The sequence below is a fragment of the Hansschlegelia beijingensis genome, from assembly GCF_045505405.1.
Classification (GTDB): Bacteria; Pseudomonadota; Alphaproteobacteria; order Rhizobiales; family Methylopilaceae; genus Methylopila; species Methylopila beijingensis_A.
This window is the reverse complement of sequence record NZ_JBJKEX010000294.1, coordinates 1-3,862: the sequence shown is the minus strand read 5'-3', so window position 1 is coordinate 3,862 and position 3,862 is coordinate 1. Positions and strand designations below refer to the sequence as shown.

Sequence of the window (3,862 nt, the reverse complement as noted above, 5' to 3'; positions counted from 1 at the left end):
TCGACGAACGACCAGTCGGCCGAGAACCCCGTCGCCCAGACGACGCTGGTGATCCCCGCCGGCGCGGGATCGACCGTGCAGGGTCATCGGATGCTCCCGCCCGGACCGCGACAGACCCGAGGCGCCGCGGCGGCCGCCGCCGCGCCTGCTGCTCCGCCCGATGCCCGCATCTGCGACGTCGATCCCTTGTGAACGCTTGATCGCTCTTCTCCGATCTCGAGGCGGACGGTAGCCGAAGAGGGTTAAGGCCCGCTTACCCGGCGTTCGCCCGGCGGGCCGCCCGGGGCCAGTGTCCGAGCCGAAATGATGTTGAGGCGCAATGAAAAAAGGCCCCGGCGATGCCGGGGCCTTCTGAAGTTGGGCGGCCCGGGGGCCGCCCAGGGAGTCCAGCTCAGCTGTGGTAGGCCCGCTCGCCGTGGGAGACGAGGTCGAGGCCTTCCTGCTCGGCTTCCGGGCTCACGCGGAGGCCGATCAGGACGTCGACGATCTTGAACAGGATGAAGCTGACGACGCCGGTCCAGACGATGGTGACGAGCACCGCCTTGATCTGGGTGACGACCTGTCCGCCCATCGCGTAGTCGTCCACGCCGACGCCGCCGAGGGCCGGAGCGACCACGATGCCGGTGCCGATCGCGCCCACGATGCCGCCGACGCCGTGGATGCCGAACACGTCGAGGCTGTCGTCATAGCCGAGGGCGTTCTTCACGCTCGTGCAGAAGATGAAGCAGACGACGCCGGCGACGAGGCCGAGAACGATCGCGCCCATCGGGCCCGAGAGCCCGGCCGCCGGGGTGATGGCGACGAGACCCGCGACGATGCCCGAGGCGAGGCCCAGCATGCTCGGCTTGCCCTTGGTCATCCACTCGGAGAGCATCCAGGCCACGCCCGCGGCGGCGGTCGCCACAAAGGTGTTGAGGACCGCCAGCGTGGTCGTGGAGTTGGCCTCGAGGTTCGAGCCGGCGTTGAAGCCGAACCAGCCGACCCACAGCAGGCCTGCGCCGATGAGGGTCATCGGCAGGTTGTGCGGCGCGAGAATGTCGCGGCCGTAGCCGACCCGCTTGCCGATGACGATGGCGCCCACCAGCGCCGCGACGCCCGAGTTGATGTGCACGACCGTGCCGCCCGCGAAATCGAGCGCGCCCCATCCGAAGATCAGGCCGTTCGACGCCCACACCATATGGGCGACGGGGAAGTACACGAAGGTGGCCCAGAGCACGGCGAACACCACCGCGGCCGAGAACTTGATGCGCTCGGCGAAGCCGCCGATGATCAGGGCGGGCGTGATGGCCGCGAAGGTCATCTGGAACGCGATGAAGACGAATTCGGGGATCTTCACGCCTTCGGAGAAGGTGTCCGCGAGCGAGTCGGTGGTGACGCCGGCGAGGAACACCTTGGACAGGTCGCCGATGAAGGCGTTGCCGCCGCTGAAGGCGAGGCTGTAGCCGTAGACGACCCACACCAGCATCATCACGCAGGCGATGGTCGAGACCTGCATCAGGACCGACAGCATGTTCTTGGCGCGCACGAGGCCGCCATAGAACAGGGCGAGGCCGGGCACGGTCATGAGCAGGACGAGGATCGCCGACGTCATCATCCAGGTGACGTCGCCCTTGTCGACGGTGGGCGCGGGCGCAGGCGCGGCGGCCGCGGCCGCGCCGGGGTCTTGCGCGTAGGCGGCGGCCGAGACCAGCAGGCCGGCGGCCAGAGCCGGCGCTCCCCAGCGGAGTACGGAACCCAGTTTCATCGAGTGAACTCCCGAGACTTCTTGAAAAGGGAAAGGGGCGTCGGTCGCGGCTTAGAGCGCGTCGACATCCGTCTCGCCGGTGCGGATGCGCAGGGCCTGTTCGATCGCGTAGACGAAGATCTTGCCGTCGCCGATCTGGCCGGTCTTCGCCGCGGCCGCGATGGCCTCGACGACCTTGTCGACCGAGGCGGCGGCCACCGCGACCTCGATCTTCAGCTTCGGAAGGAAGCTGACCGCGTACTCGGCGCCGCGGTAGATTTCGGTGTGCCCCTTCTGGCGCCCGTAGCCCTTCACTTCGGTGACGGTCAGCCCGTGGACTCCGATGCCTGTCAGCGCGTCGCGCACCTCGTCCAGCTTGAACGGCTTGATGATGGCCATCACGAGTTTCATGCGTCTCGTTCCCCCGTTGGCCCACCGTCCGCGCCAGCACCGCCCGAACGGTCGACAGTTGATGATCAGACCGCGGCTCTCTGGCCGCCGCGCCTCGCGGGCCTCTGCAATCAAGCCGCGTGCCAACTCGGGGCGCGGGCGCCTCGCGGGGAATTTTGAGGCGATCCGGAGGCAATTAGCGGCCGGAGCCCCCGATCCAGGCGGCGGAGCGCCTAGTTCAGCGGCGTCATGCCTACATACTAGGCATTTCTAGCAGGCGCGATCCCGCCGGTCTGCCGCGTGACGCATTCTTCGGCAGCGTGTCACGATTTTACGCGGCGCCGGACCAGGCCTTCCTGCGCGACCGAAGCCACGAGTTCCCCGGCCTCGGTGTAGATCCGGCCGCGCGTGAAGGCGCGCGCGCCGCCCGCGAAGGGGGTGTCCTGGACGTAGAGGAGCCACTGGTCGGCCCTGAACGGCCTGTGGAACCACAGCGAGTGGTCGAGACTCGCGGCCTGGATGTCGCTGGAGAACACCGAGGCGCCGTGCGGCGCGAGGGAGGAATCCAGCAGCGTCATGTCGGAGGCGTAGGCCAGCACGCATTGGTGCACGGCCGCGTCGTCCGGCAGCGGGCCGGTGGCGCGGATCCATACGTTCTGGCCGAGACCGCGCGGCTCGCCGTCGACATAGCGCATCGGGTCCGCGTGCCGCAGCTCGATCGGCCGCTCCCGCTCGAAATAGTTGCGGATCGGCTCGGGCATCGCGGGCAGCAGGCGCTCCTTCAGCATCCGCTCGTCCGGCAGTTCGCTCGGCCGCGGCGCGTCGGGCATGTCCATCTGGTGCTCGAAGCCTTCCTCCTCCCGGTGGAACGAGGCCGACATCGAGAAGATCGCATGGCCATGCTGGATCGCCACGACGCGGCGCGTGGCGAAGCTCCGCCCGTCCCGGATGCGGTCGACGTCGTAGATGATCGGCACGGACGGATCGCCGGGCAGCATGAAGTAGCCATGCAGCGAATGCGGCGAGCGGCCCTCCACGGTCCGGGTGGCGGCCACCAGCGCCTGGCCGATCACCTGGCCTCCGAACACGCGCTGCCAGCCCGTCTGCGGGCTTCGGCCGCGGAACAGGTTCCGCTCCAGCGGTTCGAGGTCGAGGATGTCGAGCAGTTGCGAGATGGCGGACACGAGGCGATTCCCCTGCGGCGGGCGGGAGAGGAGAGACGGACGGACGGACGCCGCCGTCAACCCGCCGATGATGGCCGTGGCGCCGCGCCCTAGAACCTCGCGGAGACGCCGCAGGCCGATCGCCGGCCGGCGTCGGACCCGGAGGCGAGACCATGCTGTTCGCGGTGCTGATGAATGTCTGTCTCCAGGCCGACGGGGAGCGGTGCCGCGAGGAGCGCATCGAATTCACCGGGCCCGCGATGGCGTGCCTGGTGCAGGTCCAGAGCGTGCTCGTGGAATGGGGGCAGGACCACCCGGGCTGGCTCGTCAAATCCTGGAAATGCGGGCCCGCATGAGGGCCGGCGCACTTCGTGCTATGCCTCGCCGATGACTTCTGGAAACTCCCAGACGCTGGACGTCGCGATCGCGGGCGCAGGCCCGACCGGGATCACGCTCGCGCTCGCCCTGAAGGCGGAGCTCGGGCCGTCCCTGAAGGTGACGGTGTTCGACCCGGCGCTCGGCCGCACGGCGGCGCGCGACGCCCGCGCCTCGATGATCGCCGCAGACGGACGGGCGCTGCTGGACC

6 protein-coding genes are annotated in these 3,862 nt (G+C 69.1%); 3 read left to right on the top strand and 3 right to left on the bottom strand.

Going from position 1 to position 3,862, the window contains the following annotated elements:
* Nucleotides 1–192 (top strand): hypothetical protein (locus ACIKT0_RS14585; RefSeq protein ID WP_407106039.1); only part of this gene is annotated, 192 nt, incomplete at its 5' end.
* Between the two features lie 199 nt (nt 193–391).
* Here ACIKT0_RS14585 and ACIKT0_RS14580 read toward each other — a convergent pair.
* The 3 genes from ACIKT0_RS14580 to tesB all read right to left on the bottom strand — a co-directional run bounded on the left by ACIKT0_RS14580 (nt 392) and on the right by tesB (nt 3,297).
* Nucleotides 392–1,744 carry an ammonium transporter gene (locus ACIKT0_RS14580; protein ID WP_407106038.1) on the bottom strand — a complete coding sequence of 451 codons (1,353 nt, stop codon included), beginning with the start codon at nt 1,742–1,744 and terminating at the stop codon, nt 392–394.
* Between the two features lie 51 nt (nt 1,745–1,795).
* On the bottom strand, nt 1,796–2,134 hold the full coding sequence (locus ACIKT0_RS14575; protein WP_183394846.1) for a P-II family nitrogen regulator: 339 nt from the start codon (nt 2,132–2,134) through the stop codon (nt 1,796–1,798).
* 302 nt (nt 2,135–2,436) lie between these two features.
* Entirely contained in the window at nt 2,437–3,297 is an 861-nt protein-coding gene (gene tesB, locus ACIKT0_RS14570) for an acyl-CoA thioesterase II (RefSeq protein ID WP_407106037.1), read from the bottom strand.
* Nucleotides 3,298–3,449: 152 nt separating this feature from the next.
* Between tesB and ACIKT0_RS14565 the strand changes: the two genes are divergently transcribed.
* Together ACIKT0_RS14565 and ACIKT0_RS14560 are read left to right on the top strand one after the other, a co-directional pair.
* On the top strand, nt 3,450–3,632 hold the full coding sequence (locus tag ACIKT0_RS14565; RefSeq protein ID WP_407106036.1) for a hypothetical protein: 183 nt from the start codon (nt 3,450–3,452) through the stop codon (nt 3,630–3,632).
* Nucleotides 3,633–3,663: 31 nt separating this feature from the next.
* Nucleotides 3,664–3,862, top strand: a 199-nt coding sequence (locus ACIKT0_RS14560; RefSeq protein ID WP_407106035.1) for an FAD/NAD(P)-binding protein, incomplete at its 3' end; no start/stop codon positions are given.

Excerpts from the sequence above, each read along its gene's own strand:
- ACIKT0_RS14580 (WP_407106038.1), bottom strand. The coding sequence starts at position 1,744 with ATGAAACTGGGTTCCGTACTCCGCTGGGGAGCGCCGGCTCTGGCCGCC.
- ACIKT0_RS14575 (WP_183394846.1), bottom strand. The coding sequence starts at position 2,134 with ATGAAACTCGTGATGGCCATCATCAAGCCGTTCAAGCTGGACGAGGTG.
- ACIKT0_RS14565 (WP_407106036.1), top strand. The coding sequence starts at position 3,450 with ATGCTGTTCGCGGTGCTGATGAATGTCTGTCTCCAGGCCGACGGGGAG.